Source organism: Nocardia africana NBRC 100379, from assembly GCF_001612635.1.
GTDB classification, from domain to species: Bacteria; Actinomycetota; Actinomycetes; order Mycobacteriales; family Mycobacteriaceae; genus Nocardia; species Nocardia africana.
The window spans coordinates 212,155-229,126 of record NZ_BDAV01000001.1 but is presented as its reverse complement, the minus strand read 5'-3'; the positions used below and the strand labels follow the sequence as shown (position 1 = coordinate 229,126).

Annotated in this window: 16 protein-coding genes; 9 read left to right on the top strand and 7 right to left on the bottom strand. The window is 68.0% G+C overall.

Going from position 1 to position 16,972, the window contains the following annotated elements:
* Positions 1 to 577 precede the first annotated feature (577 nt).
* Both groES and groL read left to right on the top strand, forming a co-directional pair.
* Positions 578 to 880 carry a co-chaperone GroES gene (gene groES / locus NA3_RS01135; RefSeq protein WP_030513506.1) on the top strand — a complete coding sequence of 101 codons (303 nt, stop codon included), beginning with the start codon at positions 578 to 580 and terminating at the stop codon, positions 878 to 880.
* A 181-nt stretch (positions 881 to 1,061) separates the two neighbouring features.
* Entirely contained in the window at positions 1,062 to 2,669 is a 1,608-nt protein-coding gene (groL, locus tag NA3_RS01130; RefSeq protein ID WP_062961702.1) for a chaperonin GroEL, read from the top strand.
* A 254-nt stretch (positions 2,670 to 2,923) separates the two neighbouring features.
* On the opposite strand, the gene NA3_RS01125 is transcribed toward groL, so the two are convergent.
* Both NA3_RS01125 and NA3_RS01120 read right to left on the bottom strand, forming a co-directional pair.
* Positions 2,924 to 3,292, bottom strand: coding sequence for a nuclear transport factor 2 family protein (locus NA3_RS01125; RefSeq protein WP_062961701.1), 369 nt, complete (start codon positions 3,290 to 3,292; stop codon positions 2,924 to 2,926).
* A 173-nt stretch (positions 3,293 to 3,465) separates the two neighbouring features.
* Positions 3,466 to 4,467, bottom strand: coding sequence for a glycoside hydrolase family 113 protein (locus NA3_RS01120; RefSeq protein WP_062961700.1), 1,002 nt, complete (start codon positions 4,465 to 4,467; stop codon positions 3,466 to 3,468).
* Between the two features lie 54 nt (positions 4,468 to 4,521).
* Here NA3_RS01120 and NA3_RS01115 point away from each other — a divergent pair, with 54 nt between their 5' ends.
* Positions 4,522 to 5,217, top strand: coding sequence for a TetR/AcrR family transcriptional regulator (locus tag NA3_RS01115; protein ID WP_218021758.1), 696 nt, complete (start codon positions 4,522 to 4,524; stop codon positions 5,215 to 5,217).
* A gap of 111 nt (positions 5,218 to 5,328) precedes the next feature.
* Here the strand turns inward: NA3_RS01115 and NA3_RS01110 are convergent, their stop codons facing one another.
* The 3 genes from NA3_RS01110 to NA3_RS01100 form a co-directional block, all read right to left on the bottom strand.
* Positions 5,329 to 5,634 carry an RskA family anti-sigma factor gene (locus NA3_RS01110; RefSeq protein WP_062961699.1) on the bottom strand — a complete coding sequence of 102 codons (306 nt, stop codon included), beginning with the start codon at positions 5,632 to 5,634 and terminating at the stop codon, positions 5,329 to 5,331.
* A 1-nt stretch (position 5,635) separates the two neighbouring features.
* Entirely contained in the window at positions 5,636 to 6,211 is a 576-nt protein-coding gene (locus tag NA3_RS01105; RefSeq protein ID WP_062961807.1) for a sigma-70 family RNA polymerase sigma factor, read from the bottom strand.
* A gap of 421 nt (positions 6,212 to 6,632) precedes the next feature.
* Entirely contained in the window at positions 6,633 to 6,926 is a 294-nt protein-coding gene (locus NA3_RS01100) for a WhiB family transcriptional regulator (protein ID WP_030513510.1), read from the bottom strand.
* Between the two features lie 646 nt (positions 6,927 to 7,572).
* Between NA3_RS01100 and NA3_RS01095 the strand changes: the two genes are divergently transcribed.
* The 3 genes from NA3_RS01095 to NA3_RS01085 all read left to right on the top strand — a co-directional run bounded on the left by NA3_RS01095 (position 7,573) and on the right by NA3_RS01085 (position 10,358).
* Complete coding sequence (locus NA3_RS01095) at positions 7,573 to 8,460, top strand: hypothetical protein (RefSeq protein ID WP_227995374.1); 888 nt, start codon at positions 7,573 to 7,575, stop codon at positions 8,458 to 8,460.
* A gap of 127 nt (positions 8,461 to 8,587) precedes the next feature.
* On the top strand, positions 8,588 to 9,166 hold the full coding sequence (locus NA3_RS01090) for a sigma-70 family RNA polymerase sigma factor (RefSeq protein ID WP_030513512.1): 579 nt from the start codon (positions 8,588 to 8,590) through the stop codon (positions 9,164 to 9,166).
* Positions 9,159 to 10,358, top strand: coding sequence for an anti-sigma-D factor RsdA (locus NA3_RS01085; RefSeq protein WP_084490810.1), 1,200 nt, complete (start codon positions 9,159 to 9,161; stop codon positions 10,356 to 10,358). The genes NA3_RS01090 and NA3_RS01085 overlap by 8 nt, the downstream gene beginning before the upstream one ends.
* A gap of 173 nt (positions 10,359 to 10,531) precedes the next feature.
* On the opposite strand, the gene NA3_RS01080 is transcribed toward NA3_RS01085, so the two are convergent.
* Entirely contained in the window at positions 10,532 to 10,945 is a 414-nt protein-coding gene (locus NA3_RS01080; protein WP_025347353.1) for a DUF5319 domain-containing protein, read from the bottom strand.
* 266 nt (positions 10,946 to 11,211) lie between these two features.
* On the opposite strand from NA3_RS01080, the gene guaB reads away from it, so the two are divergent.
* Complete coding sequence (gene guaB, locus NA3_RS01075; protein ID WP_227995373.1) at positions 11,212 to 12,756, top strand: IMP dehydrogenase; 1,545 nt, start codon at positions 11,212 to 11,214, stop codon at positions 12,754 to 12,756.
* Between the two features lie 418 nt (positions 12,757 to 13,174).
* A complete protein-coding gene (locus tag NA3_RS01070) occupies positions 13,175 to 14,344 on the top strand; it encodes a GuaB3 family IMP dehydrogenase-related protein (RefSeq protein ID WP_062961697.1) in 1,170 nt (389 codons plus the stop codon).
* A gap of 21 nt (positions 14,345 to 14,365) precedes the next feature.
* Here NA3_RS01070 and NA3_RS01065 read toward each other — a convergent pair whose 3' ends face one another.
* Positions 14,366 to 15,163: an alpha/beta fold hydrolase gene (locus NA3_RS01065; RefSeq protein ID WP_062961804.1), complete on the bottom strand. Its 798-nt coding sequence runs from the start codon at positions 15,161 to 15,163 to the stop codon at positions 14,366 to 14,368.
* A gap of 222 nt (positions 15,164 to 15,385) precedes the next feature.
* On the opposite strand from NA3_RS01065, the gene guaA reads away from it, so the two are divergent.
* Complete coding sequence (gene guaA / locus NA3_RS01060; protein ID WP_062961803.1) at positions 15,386 to 16,963, top strand: glutamine-hydrolyzing GMP synthase; 1,578 nt, start codon at positions 15,386 to 15,388, stop codon at positions 16,961 to 16,963.
* The last annotated feature ends 9 nt before the right edge of the window (positions 16,964 to 16,972 follow it).

The window sequence follows — 16,972 nt, the reverse complement described above, 5'->3', positions numbered from 1 at the left end:
CGGGTCTTCCTCCGTCTGGGGGGCGGTCCGGTGAGGCGCCATTCCGTCAGGCTGTCGGTCCCATCAGATGCGATCCGTTTTCAGGGTCGGGACCGGCCGTCGATCACGTGCGGTCTTTTCTCGTCTCAGGTGTGCGCGAGGTCGTCGCGCGATGGGTGAAGCTTTGGTACTCAACGGATCGCGTGACGGTTACGGCCGATGGACGCGCCGTAACGACACAACTGTCGTACGACATGACCGATCACGGAACCGTCTTACATACTGTCACAATCCGTTATCCGAACGTTACAGATTTTTTGGATCAATTGCCACGCCCTCGGGCGTGTCGCAAAGTCAGCACTGCCCACCCTTGAGCGCTGGCACTCTCGTGTATAGAGTGCTAGTCGGCACTGGTTGTGCTCAGGTGCCAGCTCGACTTTGGGCAAGGGTCCCGGCACCCGCGACGACGGGGCTGTGCGCAGGGTCGGCACGGCGGTAGTGGTAAGACTCCACGAACGCCGCATCAACACCGTGACCAAACCGTGAGTCCGGGGAACAGCCCCGGACGACCGAATCCCCTGAAAGTGGAGGGCTCAACGTGGCGAGCGTGAACATCAAGCCGCTCGAGGACAAGATCCTCGTCCAGGCCAACGAGGCCGAGACGACGACCGCCTCCGGCCTGGTCATCCCCGACACGGCGAAGGAGAAGCCCCAGGAGGGCACCGTCGTCGCCGTAGGACCCGGTCGGTGGGACGAGGACGGCGAGAAGCGCATTCCGCTGGATGTCAAGGAAGGCGACGTCGTCATCTACAGCAAGTACGGCGGCACCGAGATCAAGTACAACGGCGAGGAGTACCTGATCCTGTCGGCGCGCGACCTGCTGGCCGTCGTCGACAAGTGATGACCGACCGATGACCCACGCGGCCGTCGCGATCCGGATCGCACCGTAACGATCACTGCCCCGGTGTCCCACGCATGGGCGCCGGGGCAGTGATCGTTGTGGTTCCGGATCGCGGTCGCTGCTTCCGGCCGCGGGTCGTCGCAGGCCCGTCCACCACTCCCACCCCAAGGACATCTCAACCATGGCAAAGCAGATCGAGTTCGACGAGAAGGCTCGTCGGGCAATGGAACGCGGCGTCGACAAGCTGGCCGACGCCGTCAAGGTCACCCTCGGCCCGCGCGGCCGGCACGTGGTGCTGGCCAAGGCGTTCGGCGGCCCCACCGTCACCAACGACGGCGTCACCATCGCGCGCGACATCGACCTCGAGGATCCGTTCGAGAACCTCGGCGCGCAGCTGGTCAAGAGCGTCGCCACCAAGACCAACGACGTCGCCGGCGACGGCACCACCACCGCCACCGTGCTGGCCCAGGCCCTCATCAAGGGCGGTCTCAAGAACCTCGCCGCCGGCGCCAACCCGATCGGCCTCGGCGCCGGCATGAGCAAGGCCGCCGACGTCGTGTCCGAGGCGCTGCTGGCCGCCGCCAAGCCGGTCTCCGGTGAGAAGGCCATCGCCCAGGTCGCCACCGTCTCCTCGCGTGACGAGGAAATCGGCGAGATGGTCGGCAAGGCGCTGACCACCGTCGGCAAGGACGGCGTCGTCACCGTGGAGGAGTCCTCCACGCTCAGCACCGACCTGGAGATCACCGAGGGCGTGCAGTTCGACAAGGGCTACCTGTCGGGCTACTTCGTCACCGACCCCGACAAGCAGGAAGCCGTCCTCGAGGACGTCCAGGTGCTGCTGCACCGGGAGAAGATCAGCTCGCTGCCCGACTTCCTGCCGCTGCTCGAGAAGATCGCCGAATCCGGCAAGCCGGTGCTGATCATCGCCGAGGACGTCGAGGGCGAGGCGCTGTCCACCCTGGTCGTCAACGCCATCCGCAAGACCCTCAAGGTCGTCGCGGTCAAGGCGCCGTTCTTCGGTGACCGCCGCAAGGCGTTCCTCGACGACCTGGCCGTCGTCACCGGTGGCACCGTGATCAACCCCGACCTGGGCATCAGCCTGCGCGAGGCCGGTCTGGACCTGCTCGGCCACGCCCGCCGCGTGGTCGTCACCAAGGACGAGACCACCATCGTCGACGGCGCCGGCACCCAGGAGGCCATCGATGCCCGCGTCGCGCAGCTGCGCGGCGAGATCGAGGCCACCGACTCCGACTGGGACCGCGAGAAGCTGGAGGAGCGGCTGGCCAAGCTGTCCGGCGGCGTCGCGGTCATCAAGGTCGGTGCGGCCACCGAAACCGCGCTCAAGGAGCGCAAGTACCGGGTCGAGGACGCGGTCAGCGCGGCCAAGGCCGCGGTCGAGGAGGGCATCGTCTCCGGCGGTGGTACCGCGCTGGTGCAGGCGGCGACCAAGCTAATCGAACTGCGCGACTCGCTGACCGGTGACCAGGCCATCGGCGTCGAGGTCGTGCGGCAGGCGCTGCGGGCGCCGCTGTACTGGATCGCCACCAACGCCGGTATCGACGGCGCGGTCGTCGTCAGCAAGGTCAGCGAGGGCAAGGACGGCTTCAACGCCGCCACCCTGACCTACGGCGACCTGATCACCGACGGTGTCGTCGACCCGGTCAAGGTCACCCGCTCCGCGGTCCTCAACGCCACCTCCGTGGCGCGCATGGTGCTCACCACGGAGAGCGCCGTGGTCGACAAGCCGGCCGAGGAAGAGGCCGACGACCACCACGGTCACGCGCACTGAGTCCTCGGCCTTTGTATTTTGGGCCTCCGCTCCGGCGTGGTTGCGGCCCCTAGGGCTCGTCGGTGACGGGAAATCTCTGTCACGGCAAACGGCCCGTTCACGTACGAAACGTGAACGGGCCGTTGGCGTTTTCGTGGTGAGATCGCGAGTGGATACTCGCTGAAGCCACCCCGCGCCATCCCGGCTGGGCCGGGCTGCGTGCCGACTCAGACCTAACGAGGTCGGCCTTCCGGACCGACCTGTGTCGGGAGGGGTCAGGCGCCGGTGGGTACCTTGTCGAGGAAGCCGAGGATCTGGCGGATGCGGCCGTCGTCTCCGAGGGCGGCCACGTCGAAGCCGATCACCAGCGGTTCCTCGCCCGGCCGGCCCAGGTGCCAGGTGAAGCGGGCGATGCCGTGGTGGCTGTCGATCGGGCCGCCGAGGGTGAATTCCAGTCCGGGGAACTGCTGCTGGACCGCGGCGACGGCCGCGTCGAGTCCGGCGTGGCCGCGCACCGAGGCCAGTGGATCGGTGTATTCGGCGTCGTCGGTGAGCAGGTCGGCGATCTGCGCGGCGCGGGCGGTGGGATCGGTTTCGTTCCAGACGGCGAGGTAGCGTTCGACCAGGTCGTTGATGTCGCTCACGGGATTCTCCTTCGTGGTGGTGATGTTCCGACCACAAAGTTATGGAGTTCCGGGCGACCGGGAATCTGTCGCGCTTAAGTACTTTCGACGGTGTTCCCTACCAATCCATTCGGCGATGGTCCCCGTGGCGGGGCGGACAGCAGTCCGAGGACCAACCACTCGACGGGCTGTTCTCACCTGTAGTGCTCGGCGAGGGCGTGGAAGGCTTCCTTCGGCTCCCAGGGCATTCCAGGGTAGGTGTGGGCCGGAGCGCCATCGTCGAGCATCTTGACGATGCCGTAGGAGCCGAGGTCCAGATCGCTGCGGGGATCCGGCCGGTGCGGCAGTTCGAAGCCTGCAAAGCTGAACCAGAAGACGGTGTCGATGCCCTCCTGCGCGAAGACGGGGAGCAGGTCGTTCATGTAGCGGACCTGTTCACTCTCGTCACGGACTGTCCCTGGTCTGACGCGGCCATCCGGCTCGATGACGGTCCAGCCGCCGGCGCCGAGGTCGGCCGCGCCCCGGAAGGTGCAGCAGCCGACTTCGGTGACGACCACCGGCTTGCCGTAGGAGAAGTACTGCCCGAGTTGCCGGCGGTAGGTGAGAGCGTTGTGGCTGTTGCGGTAGGCGTCGACGCCGACGATGTCGAACGGACGCCAGTCGATCTGCTCGATTGGGATCGACGCGTAGCTGATCGGGCCGGCGAACCTGGGGCGGACGGCCTCGACGACCTCGGCGAGGAAGCCGTTGACGCGGTCGGGGATCTCCGCGAGTGCGGCTGCCCTCGCTTCGGGCGCGGCCCGCATGGCCTGCATGCGGTCGGAGAAGGTCTGCCCGGGGAGGTAGCCGCTGGCGAACAGGCTCAGCTCGCATCCCGTTGCCAGGACGACTGTGGCTCCGGCACGGCGAAGCACCTCGGCCCGGTCGGCGCAGTCGGCGAAGTAGGGCAGCATCTCCGCTTCGGTCATCTCGCAGGGGAACGGCGAGTACCAGACATCCAGTCCGGCCGCGACCGCGTACTCGGCCGCGACGCTGAGGCGTTCGGGGTCGCCACCGGTGACACGTACGGCAGTGCAGTGTAGGTCGTCGGCGATGATGCGCATCTCGCGCTCCACGATGCGGGGGTCGAAGGCGTAGCGGGTGCTGTTGCCGTCGGGGAACGTTCCGGTGTCGTACTGCACACCCTTGCCGCGCATGAGGGCTCCATAGGGTTCGATATGTACCTTAAATGTGCGAATAAGATACACGCTGTGCCCAAAAACGAAGCCGGCGGCGCGCGCCCTGCTGAATCCGAGCGCAACTCCTCCGTCGATGACACCGGTGTCCGGTCGGTACAGCGCCGCAGGGGCGCCGCCCTGGAAGCCGCCCTGCTCCAGGCAGCATGGGAAGAACTCCTTGCCGTCGGCTATCACCAACTGACCTTCGAGGCCGTGGCGGCCCGCGCCGACACCAGCAGAACCGTCCTCTACCGCCGATGGCCCTGCCGCCGCGACCTGGTCCTGGCGGCTCTGCGCCACCGGACACCGCCGCTGCCGCCACCCGCACCCGACACTGGGGCACTGCGCACCGACGTCCTCGCAGTGCTGCACCGCCTCACCCTGCGAATGACGGAACTCGCACCCGTATTCGACGCCCTCGCCGACGAACGCACGCGCGACAGCGATCTCGCCCACTACCTCCAGGACCGCACCCAGCAGGCGGGCCGGTCCGCAATGGCAACCGTGATCGACCGCGCCGCACAACGCGGCGAACTCGATCGAGCATCCGTGCCCGCACGTGTCGCCGTGCTGCCTGTCACCCTGGTGGTCGGCGACATGCTTCTCACCCACCGCCCCCCTTCTCGAGCAGCCATCACCGAAGTAGTGGACCAGGTCTTCCTCCCCCTGATCGCCCACTACTGTCGTTTTCCGACTACGGCGAACCAACGAAAGCCGTCGAGAACGTGATGTTCACCCGATCAAAACTTGCCGGAGCGTCATTCATGGAGGGCTGTAAGGGCCCCTGGGCCATCGCCCTGGAAGGGGCGGTGTCCTTGTCGTTCCCGCGATTCCCCGGGCTCAGTTGAAGGCGGGGCCGGGCTCCTCACCGTTGCGGCGATCGAGGGGCCGAATATGTCGTGCGGCGGGGGCGTGATCGTCGGCGATCGCGGCTAGGAGCCGGGTGCGGAGGGTGGCGGGTGGCTGGACGGCCGACGCCGAGGCGAACAGGGTAAGAGCTTCTCTGGTCAGTTGCACTTCCGTGTCGAAGTCCGCGCGCAGTACCGAGTCGCCGGAGTCGAACAGCTCCTGCACCGCGCGCTGGTCCTCGTCGCCGATCGATCCGAGCGCGACCGTATGCGCGAGATCGATCTGGCTCTCGTTCATCTCACGTCACTCCCAAACTCTTTTTCAGTCGTGTCAATCCGTCCCGTATCCGGGACTTGACGGTCGGTAACCCTACGCCGAGGTAGGCAGCCACCTCGGCATACGTCCGGCCGCCGAAATACGCCAGGGAGATCGCCTCGCGCTGGGTTTCGGTGAGGGTGGCAAGGCTCTCGCGTACGGCCTGTTGTTCGAGCCGGCGGCCGACTTCCTCGGTGACCTCGTCGAATTCGTGGCCGAGGGTCGCGGCGCCGTAGGTGACCTCACGCTGGGCGTGCGCCTGTTCGGCGCGGACGCGGTCGACGGCGCGCCGATGCGCGAGCGTCATCAGCCAGGTCACCGCCGAACCCTTGGAAGGGTCGAAATTGGTTGCGGTGCGCCAGATCTGGAGGTAGACCTCCTGGGTCGTCTCCTCCGCGTAACCGGAATCGTGGAGGACACGCAGCACCAGGCCGAATACCCGGGCGCTCGTGCGGTCGTAAAGCTCGGCGAATGCTTGCCGATCGGACCGGCCGCAGCGCTCCAGAAGTGCCGCCAGCTCGATACTTTCGCTTGCGCGTGCCGTGATCGCAGAGTCCACACTCGGTGTGGCCACCCGACCGTCCCCGATGGATCCTTGGAACGAGTCGTCCTCTGCGGCCGGCGGCCGCGTTGTCACAACGCTCCATTCTGTGTCATCGGCCACTACCGTAGCGCGCCGCTATGACCTCCTTCCAGGTGGGGTGCGTCGGGCAACGCACCTGTGGCCCAGCGGATTTCGCGCCAAAAACGACACGCCGACGAGTGTGTGGAGACACGCCGTGACACGCCGATGACTTTCACGAAACGCTGAGGCTTGGGTGCGGCTGTTGGTCAACATGCGGCAGGCGAATCGGCGGTGGCCGAGAACCTGCGCCTGTACCGGTGTCGCCGGCCACGTTCAGTGGCCGGGTGTTTGCTAGGTATTCGGCGCCCCAGCTGGTTCGGATCGGTCCGGTGCGACCGAATTTCGCGAGCGCCGGTCAGACGGCCATCCGGCGGCGATTGCGCCGGGCGTGGAGCTCTCGTTCGGTCTCCGACATGCCGCCCCAGATGCCGTACGGCTCACTGACCTTCAGGGCGTGGCTGCGGCACTGCATGAGCACCGGGCAGGTCCGGCAGATCTCCTTGGCGCGCAACTCCCGCTGGGTGCGCGCGCGTCCGCGCTCGCCGTCGGGATGGAAGAAGACGGAGGAGTCCACACCGCGGCACGAGCCGCGCATCTGCCAATCCCAGATGTCGGCGTTGGGACCGGGGAGGTGGGTGGGCATGGGCATGGTGAACTCCTCATGGTGCGAGCTCGTCGGCGTTGTCGAGCGGTGCTTGTCAGCAGCGGTCTGTCCGGACCCTGGGCGGGGGCGACAGTGACCTCGCCGAGATCGGGCTCGGACCGTATCGCCGATCTCCGGCGATCGCAGTACGCGGTCGCCGCAATTTCGCGCGGCGCCGACGACGGCGATGAAGTACGTTAGGTCGCGCAGTGAAATCACGTCAATAGATACGTCGACAGTGATCGCAATTCCGGCAGATCTCAGATTTAACCTGCACGCTGTTTACTTTCCGGACCGGGAAAGCGATACTGACCGGTTGACTTGTTTCGCGAGTATTGCGACGCGTCCGTGGATTCTCGCATTCTCCCAGTTCACGCGGTGTTTAGCGGAAGAAAAGACCTGTTGTGCTTGCCAACGCTGGGGAGTGTGATATGTGATGTGGCACACTGGGCTCGCGCGCGCGGAAGAAGTCCGGATGGCCGCGCCGGGGCGGGCAGGTTAATAATCCGAAAAGCGTGCGAATTTCACTGCGGTGCGCCGATGGTTAGCTCGTTGCAGATTTACCTGATGGAAACACGCCGCCCCGATTTTTCGCTGAGAAATAGCCCGTAGGCGGTGCGGGCCGCGATCGGGCGCCGGATAAGGTGCGCTGGTGTTGGATTCGTCCCCGCGCGTCGAGGGGTTGCTGGACGCCGGGCCCGCCCCCGTACTGGTCGACGCGGCGTTCGGCGCCCGCCCCGGCATCGCGCTCGCGGATCTCCCCGTCGCCGCCGATCCCGCCGGGACCTGGTTGCGGGCGGTCGTTCTCGGTGGCCGAGGGTGGTATGCGGCCGCACGCACCGAATTGCTCCGGGCCGCCCGGCTGACCAGGGATCCGGTACTCGGCTCGCTCGTGGCCTCGACCGAGGCTTCGCTGCTGCGCCAGCTCGGCTGGCACGCGCGCGCCGCGGTCCTGGACGGACGGGCGGCGGCGCTGGTCGCCGATCTGCCGGTGGAGGGTGCGGTCGATCCGATGCGCGCCGCGGCGGTCTGCGACGCGCTCACCGGATTGGCCGCGGACGCGCTCGGTACCGGGCAGCCGCAGGTGTCCGCGCGGTTGCTGCGGCGCTGTCGCCGCGCCATGGATCGGGCGCCCGCGGACCTGCGGACGCTGGTGCGCTGGCACTGGGTCAGCGCCGAAACCGCGCTTGCCGCACCCGGTATGGGGCTGGTCGCCGAACCCGCGCGGACGCACGCCGAGGCGGCGGTGGCCGCGGCCGAGCGCCTGGGATCGGTTCGCCATCAAGTGAAGTCGCGGCTGCTGCTGGCCGCCGCGGCGGCGGGCGACGGTGACATCGATCGCAGCCGCGCCGTTGCCGAGCTGGTCGATTCCCTCTGCGCCGCACACGGATTGCTGCCGCTGCGCTGGGCCGCCGCGATGTTGCGGTCGGGGGTGTGCGAGCCGGCCGAGGCCCGCCGCGCGGCGGCCGAAGCCGGTGTGTACGCGCGGATCCTGGCTGGTCGGGGCGGTCGGCTGCGGGTCGGGCCGGAAATCGGGTGAGCAGTGATCCCCCATGTTGTCCGACTCACATAGCTGAGCCGCTATTGTTGGTTCCGTTCCACCGACCGGTGGAAGCACCGGTCGAATTCCGGCCGTGCCACTTGTAACGCCAGGAATATCTCTGACGATGACGCACTCGGGCGAGGAGTTGGACGCCGCCGTAGCTGCCGCAGCTCAGGGCGACCGTTCGGCTTTAGCCCAGGTACTGGAAATCATCCGCCCGCTGGTAGTTCGTTATTGCCGCGCGCGGATCGGTTCCGCGGAGCGTGGGCAGCTCTCCGCGGACGACGTGGCGCAGGAGGTCTGCTTGGCTGTGATGACCGCCCTGCCGCGTTACCAGGACCAGGGGCGGCCGTTCATGGCTTTCGTGTACGGAATCGCCTCGCACAAGGTCGCCGACGCACATCGCAACGCCGCCCGTAACAAGGCGGACGCGATGGCCGAAGTACCAGATGTCATATCCACCGACCAGGGGCCGGAGCAGCGCGCTCTCGAATCCGAAACGAGCCGGCAGATGAACAGTCTGCTGGCCACGCTACCGGAGAAGCATCGAGAGATCCTGATCCTGCGTTTGGTCATGGGTTTGTCAGCAGAAGAAACTGCTGTCGCCGTGGGCAGTACGGCGGGAGCTATACGAGTGGCTCAGCATCGGGCGCTCGCGAAACTCAAGTCACAAGTGGCGAGGGCAGGTGAAATGTATGGCTAGGGATGGCGAGCGCGGTCGGGGCGACTGGAAGGCGCGGCTTGGATCGCCGAACAGCGGTCCCTATGCCGAGGCATCCGGGGAGTCCGGTGATTCCGGGCCGGTGGATATCGCAGCGGTGCGCCGCGACGATGCGCTGATCGACGCCATCGCCGGCGACGGTCCCGTCGCGACGGACAGTGCCGAGGAGTATCAACTCGCGAGCCTGCTCGCGAATTGGCGTGCCGATATCGTCGACACTCCGATGCCGGCCGGTCCCGATCTGGACGCCGTGGTAGCGGCTGTCAACCAGGAGATCGGAGCGCGGGAGGCGAGGGTCAACGCCCATCGCCGCGGCAGATTGCGATTGGTCCGTCCGTTGATGGGAGCCGCAGCCGCGGTCGCGGTGATCGCCGGTGGGACGACGGCGTTCTCCTACGGCGCGCAGCCGGGCGATCCGTTGTGGCGAGTGAAGGAGGTCGTGTTCAGCCAGCAGGCGCAGACCACGATCGCCCAACGCGCCGACGACGATATGACCAAGGCGCAGGCGCTGATCGACCAGGGACACCCCGAACAGGCCAAGGCACTGTTGGAGAGCGCTTCCACCAACACGACCCAGGTCGACGACAATTCGCGCAAGCAGGATCTGCAGCTGCGCTGGCAGCATCTGCTGGATCAGCTGAAGACCACCGCACCGCAGGTGGCCGCCGCGCTGGAGTCGCTGGAGCCGAAGGCGAATACGACGCCGACCACACCGACAGTGGTCGCGCCGACGACGCCGGGGCAGTCCATCAATCCGGGGCAGCACGAGAGCACCGGCTCCAAGCCGAGCACTCCGGGCCCGGAGATCATGCGGAGCCAGACCGCGCCCGAAACGGGTGCGAACGGTTCCGCACCGGGAACGCCCGGCACCGAGCCGGGTAGTGGTGCCAAGCCGCCGACGCAACAGCAGCAACCGCCGACGACTGCCGAGCCGCCGACGAACCAGCCGCCGACTCAACAGCAGCCGCCGACCAACGAGCAGCCACCCACTCACGAACAGCCGCCGACGAACCAGCCCACCGCCAATCCGCCGACCAGCAGCATCGGCGGAGGGGCGGTGGTCCCGCCGACGCAGCCGCAGCAGACCGTCGCGCCGATCCATCCGTCGGCGCCCTCGGTACCGACGGTGGTCGTGCCGCCGGCCGGTGGGGGATTGCACACCGGCATCAACTAGAGCGACATATCCGATACGAGAACCGATCGCCGATCCCGGCGGTCGGATTCGTGTTTTCTGGGGAAGGTGCGCGCGGTAGGTGTGCACCAGCAGTGGGAATCCAGCAGCAGAAGTGCGGAAATTCACACGCCGAACGTGCGCGCGGCGGTGCCGGGCGCTACGCGGCGAACGGGTCAGGCGTCGAACCCGTCGAATCCGTCACCGTGCAGGGCTTCGTTCATCGAGGCATCCGCATATCCGCGGCAGTAGTCCCACGTCACGTAGGCCTCCGGCGTCGGATCGTAGGCGGGCTCGTGCGGGCGGACCGTGCCGTCGACCAGCAGTTGCAGCAGGTTGGCGCGCAGCATGTCCCAATCGTGGTAGTGGTCCTGCCGGCAATCCTCACAGCTCACCACGAGACCGCGGATGCCCCGGTGGGACAGCAGCGCCTCGTACACCGCGAGATCGGCGAGATCCTCTTCGACCGCTAGGCGCTCATGGGGGTCCAGCGGCTCCCCAGGCTCAATGGCATCGAGCGCGGCCGACGGGTCGGAGGGATCTCCGGCGAAGGGGTCCGGCGGCAGGCCAGGTGGTAGATGGTCACGCACAATCCCACGGTACGCAGAACCACCCCCTCCGCGCCAGCGCTGAAGGCATTTTGACGCGCTTGTTGCGCGGCTGTCACCCTCGTCCACCACTGTGTCGGAGGCGACGAGGTCGCCCCCGCAGGCGGCCGATACCATGGATACACAGGCGCCGGGTAGCACGCTTCGGCTCCACCATCCATCAGCTGTTCTCGGTCGGTACCGAGGTCCCGGAATGCCGGGCCGGAGTGCCGTATCGGTGCTTTCGAGGTCCAGGAGGGGTCGATCAGATGAGTAGTCCCGTGATGGGCGAACGAGCCGTCCGCCCGCATACGGGTGGTGACGATCCGAACAAGATCGCCATGCTCGGCCTCACGTTCGACGACGTGCTGTTGCTGCCGGCCGCTTCCGATCTGATCCCCAGCTCGGTCGAGACCTCCAGCCGGTTGACCCGCGAGATCACCCTGCGCACCCCGCTGGTGAGTTCGGCGATGGACACCGTCACCGAGGCTCGGATGGCGATCGCCATGGCCCGCGCCGGCGGTATGGGCGTGTTGCACCGCAATCTGTCTGCCGCCGATCAGGCCGCCCAGGTGGAGACCGTGAAGCGGTCCGAGGCCGGAATGGTCACCGACCCGGTCACCTGCCGCCCGTCCGACACCCTCGCCGAGGTCGACGCGATGTGTGCGCGGTTCCGGATCTCGGGTCTGCCCGTGGTGGACGAGACCGGTGCGCTGGTCGGCATCATCACCAACCGCGACATGCGTTTCGAGGTCGACCAGAACCGCCGGGTCGCCGACGTGATGACCAAGGCGCCGCTGATCACCGCGCAGGAGGGCGTCACCGCCGAGGCCGCCCTCGGCCTGCTGCGCCGGCACAAGATCGAGAAGCTGCCGATCGTCGACGGCAACGGCCGGCTGCGCGGCCTGATCACCGTCAAGGACTTCGTCAAGACCGACCAGTACCCGAACGCGACCAAGGACCGCGACGGTCGACTGCTGGTCGGCGCCGCGGTGGGTGTCGGCGAGGACTCCTGGTCGCGCGCGATGAGCCTGGCCGATGCCGGGGTCGACGTGCTGGTCGTCGATACCGCGCACGGCCATCAGGCCCAGGTCCTGCAGATGGTCGCCAAGGTCAAGAACGAGGTCGGCGACCGGATTCAGGTCGTCGGCGGCAATGTCGCCACCCGCGAGGGCGCAGCGGCGCTGGTCGAGGCCGGCGCCGACGCGGTCAAGGTGGGTGTCGGTCCCGGCTCGATCTGCACCACCCGCGTGGTCGCCGGCGTCGGTGCCCCGCAGATCACCGCGATTCTGGAGGCCGTGGCCGCGTGCCGCGCCGCCGACGTGCCGGTGATCGCCGACGGCGGCATCCAGTTCTCCGGTGACGTCGCCAAGGCCATCGCCGCCGGTGCGTCGACGGTCATGCTCGGCTCGCTGCTCGCCGGCACCGCCGAATCCCCGGGGGAACTGATCCTGGTGGGCGGCAAGCAGTTCAAGAGCTACCGCGGCATGGGCTCGCTGGGCGCCATGCAGGGACGTGGACAGGGCAAGTCCTACTCCAAGGACCGCTACTTCCAGGACGACGTGCTCGCCGAGGACAAGCTGGTTCCGGAAGGCATCGAGGGGCGGGTGCCCTTCCGTGGTCCGGTGAACCAGGTCATCCACCAGTTGGTCGGCGGTCTGCGGGCGGCCATGGGCTACACCGGTTCACAGTCGATCGCCGATCTGCAGCAGGCGCAGTTCGTGCAGATCACCGCGGCGGGTCTGAAGGAGAGTCACCCGCACGACATCACCATGACGGTCGAGGCCCCGAACTACACCGGCCGCGGCAAGTAGGAGCCGGGCGAAGGGCGAGGACGACGTCCTGCCACGGCGGCTCGTGCACACGGTCGCCGCGGCGGCTGCTTGCCGGACAGCGGCGGCCGACGCGGGCTCGGGTCCGCGAGGCGGCCTGCGGGATCGGAAAGCTCGCCGCTGTGCGGGGTGGCGGAAGTGCTTCCGGGACAAGGCGTGTCGTCGGCACGGGGCCGATCCATCGCCGTCTGTGGGATACCGGTCGGTCGTGTCGATGCGTGACCGCGCCGGACCGGTTCCCATGCCTGTCGTCCGACACGGACCGCCCCCGGCGTATGGCGTACGCCGGGAGCTGGGAGGATGGACGCGCGTCGGTGCGAGATCGCCGCGACGTCGTGGCGCCGGCGTGCACGTTCGTCGCACACACCGGCGTGGCAGAACACACTAAGGAGAGACATCAGTGCGGGACATGGTCGAGATCGGCATGGGTCGGACCGCCCGGCGTACCTATGAGCTGGACGATGTCGACATCGTCCCCTCGCGGCGCACCCGGTCGTCGAAGCAGGTGTCGCTGGCATGGCAGCTGGATGCCTACCGATTCGACATCCCCGTCGTCGCGCATCCGACCGATGCGCTGGTGTCGCCGGAATTCGCGATCGAACTGGGCCGTCTGGGCGGACTGGGCGTCATCAACGGCGAGGGCCTGTGGGCGCGGCACGCCGATGTGAGCGCGCGCATCGAGCAGCTGGTCGAGGTGGCCGAGCACAAGGGGCCCGAGGCCGCGGTCGAACTGCTGCAGGAACTGCACGCCGCGCCGATGCAGCCCGATCTGCTGGCCGCCGCGGTCGCGCAGGTGCGCGCCGCCGGGGTGACGGTCGCGGTGCGGGTGAGCCCGCAGAACGCGCGCGCCCTCACCCCGAGTCTGGTGCAGGCCGGGATCGACCTGCTGGTCGTCCACGGCACCATCATCTCCGCCGAACACGTCGGCGGCGCGAGCGCGGTGCCGGCCGAGGATTCCGGCTCGTCGGTGGAACCGCTGAACCTCAAGACCTTCATCGCCGAACTGGACGTGCCGGTCGTGGCCGGTGGTGTCAGCGATCACCGCACCGCCCTGCATCTGATGCGCACCGGCGCCGCCGGCGTGATCGTCGGTTACGGCTCGATGCCCGGCGCAACCACCACCGGTGAGGTGCTCGGTATCGGCGTCCCGATGGCGACCGCGATCGCCGATGCCGCCGCGGCCCGCCGCGACTATCTGGACGAGACCGGTGGACGCTACGTCCACGTGATCGCCGACGGTGACATCGTCTCCTCCGGCCAGCTGGCCAAGGCCATCGCCTGCGGTGCGGATGCCGCGATGCTGGGTGTGCCGCTGGCGCTGGCGCAGGAGGCGCCCGGCCGTGGCTGGTACTGGCCCTCGGCGGCCGCGCATCCGTCGGTGCCGCGCGGCGCGCTGCTGCAGTTCGCCGAGCCGGACGAGCAGCCCGCGCTGGAGAAGGTGCTGTACGGCCCGTCCAGCGATCCATGGGGATCGGTGAATCTCGTTGGCGGCCTGCGTCGTTCGATGGCCAAGGCCGGATACTGCGATCTGAAGGAATTCCAGCGGGTCGGCCTCAGCGTGCGGGCCTGAGATCTCGCGCGGTGACGCGGCTCAGTTGAGCCGGGTCAGCACCTCCCCGCGCAGGAAGTCGCGAATCGCGGCATTGACCTGCGCGGGGTGGGTCATGTTGACCGCCTGGCGGGCGCCCTCGATTTCGCAGAATCGCGATCCGACCAGCCGTCGTGCCATTTCCAGCGCATGCGCGCGCGGGATGCCGGCCCGCGTGGGGTGGATGACCAGTGCGGGGCAGGTGATTTCGGACAGCCGATGCAGGATCGAGTCGCGGGCCAGCAGGCATCCGGCCGCGGCCTCGAGTTCGTGCGGATCCCGCGCCAGCCACCGCTCGGTCCATACCGCCCGGTGCCCGGCGTCGTCCCCGATCAGCCACTGCGCCATGTGCTCGGCGAGGGCATGCCGGATGGTCGGCTCCCGCCAATGGTCGAGGAAACGGCGCGAGGTCGCGAGTTCCTGCGGGGTCGGACTGTGCGCTTCGGTGGAGATCAAGATCAGCGCGGCCACTCGTTCGGGAGCGAGCAGGGCGGTGCGCATGGCGCTGAACCCGCCCTGGGAGGTGCCGCCGACCACCGCGCGTTCGACGCCGAGCTGGTCCAGCACGGTCAGCGCGTCGCGGGCCGCCGTCCAATAGGTGAAGGGCAGCCCCTCGTCGCGGGTGCGGCCGTGCCCGCGCGCATCCCAGGTGACGATGCGGAACTCCGGCGCCAGGGCGGCCGCCTGTAAGGCGAACATCGTTCGGTCCATGAAGAATTCGTGCCCCAGCAGCACCACAGGACCACGGCCGCCGGAATCCTCGTAATGGATTTCGGCATCGATCGCACGGGCGAATGGCACGAGCACGAGGATAGCCGTCGCCGACTGCCGCTGCTCCGCCTTCGTGATCGTCGCGGAGGAAGGCGAGCGGGGATATGTGTTGGCGGATAGGCCGTTTCGCCACCCCGTCCGCCGCCGGTCGATACGACCGGCATCGAACCGGTGAAGTGGGGGCGATCACGGCCTGGAGTCGCAGGCTCGCCCGCCCTCGAGGTGCGCCGATGCGCTCACTAAACTGTGCGGGTGGCAGAAACCCAGCGACCAGTTCTCGTCGTCGACTTCGGGGCGCAGTACGCGCAGTTGATCGCGCGGCGCGTGCGTGAATCCAGCGTCTACTCGGAGGTGGTACCGCATACCGCGACCGTGGAGGAGATCGCCGATCGGAAGCCGCTGGCGGTGATCCTGTCCGGCGGCCCGTCCAGCGTGTACGCCGAGGGCGCGCCGCAGCTCGATCCGCGTCTGTTCGACCTCGACATTCCGGTCTTCGGCATCTGCTACGGATTCCAGGCGATGGCGCAGGCACTCGGCGGCACGGTCGCGCACACCGGCACCCGTGAGTACGGCCGCACCGAGCTGAACATCGACGGCGGCGTGCTGCACGGCGGACTGCCGACGGTGCAACCCGTGTGGATGAGCCACGGCGACGCGGTCACCGACGCGCCGGCCGGCTTCGAGGTCACGGGGACGACGGCCGGTGCGCCGGTCGCGGCCTTCGAGGATCGCGCTCGGCGGCTGGCCGGTGTGCAGTACCACCCGGAGGTTCTCCATTCGCCGCACGGCCAGCAGGTGCTCAGCCGGTTCCTGCACGAAATCGCCGGCATTCCCGCGTCCTGGACCCCGGCCAATATCGCCGATGCGCTGGTCGAACAGGTGCGCGAGCAGATCGGCGACGGGCACGCGATCTGCGGCCTGTCCGGCGGAGTGGATTCCGCGGTAGCGGCCGCGCTGGTGCAGCGGGCCATCGGAGACCGGCTGACCTGTGTATTCGTCGACCACGGCCTGCTGCGGGCCGGTGAGCGCGAACAGGTGCAGCGCGACTTCGTCGCCGCCACCGGGGCAAAACTGGTGACCGTCGACGCGGTGGAGAAGTTCCTCGGTGAGCTGAAGGGCGTCACCGATCCGGAGGAGAAGCGCAAGATCATCGGCCGGGAGTTCATCCGGTCCTTCGAGGATGCGGTCGCCGAGGTCGTGAAGTCCACCGGCACCGAGGAGGGCGGCAACGGACCCGCGGTCGAATATCTGGTGCAGGGCACCCTGTACCCGGACGTGGTCGAATCCGGCGGCGGCTCCGGCACCGCCAACATCAAGAGCCACCACAACGTCGGCGGGCTGCCCGAGGATCTGGAATTCGAGCTGGTCGAACCGCTGCGGCTGCTGTTCAAGGACGAGGTTCGCGCGGTCGGCCGCGAGGTCGGGCTGCCCGAGGACATCGTTGCGCGCCAGCCCTTCCCGGGGCCTGGGCTGGCGATCCGCATCATCGGCGAGGTCACCCCGGACCGGCTGGAAACCCTGCGTCAGGCCGACGCCATCGCGCGGGAGGAACTGACCGCCGCCGGTCTGGACGCACAGATCTGGCAGTGCCCGGTGGTCCTGCTGGCCGATGTGCGCAGTGTCGGCGTGCAGGGCGACGGCCGCACCTACGGCCATCCGATCGTGCTGCGGCCGGTGTCGAGTGAGGACGCCATGACCGCGGACTGGACCCGCCTGCCCTACGAGGTGCTCGAACGCATCTCCACCCGCATCACCAACGAGGTGGCCGAGGTCAATCGCGTGGTACTCGATGTGACGAGCAAGCCGCCGGGCACCATCGAATGGGAATGAGCGGCGGTC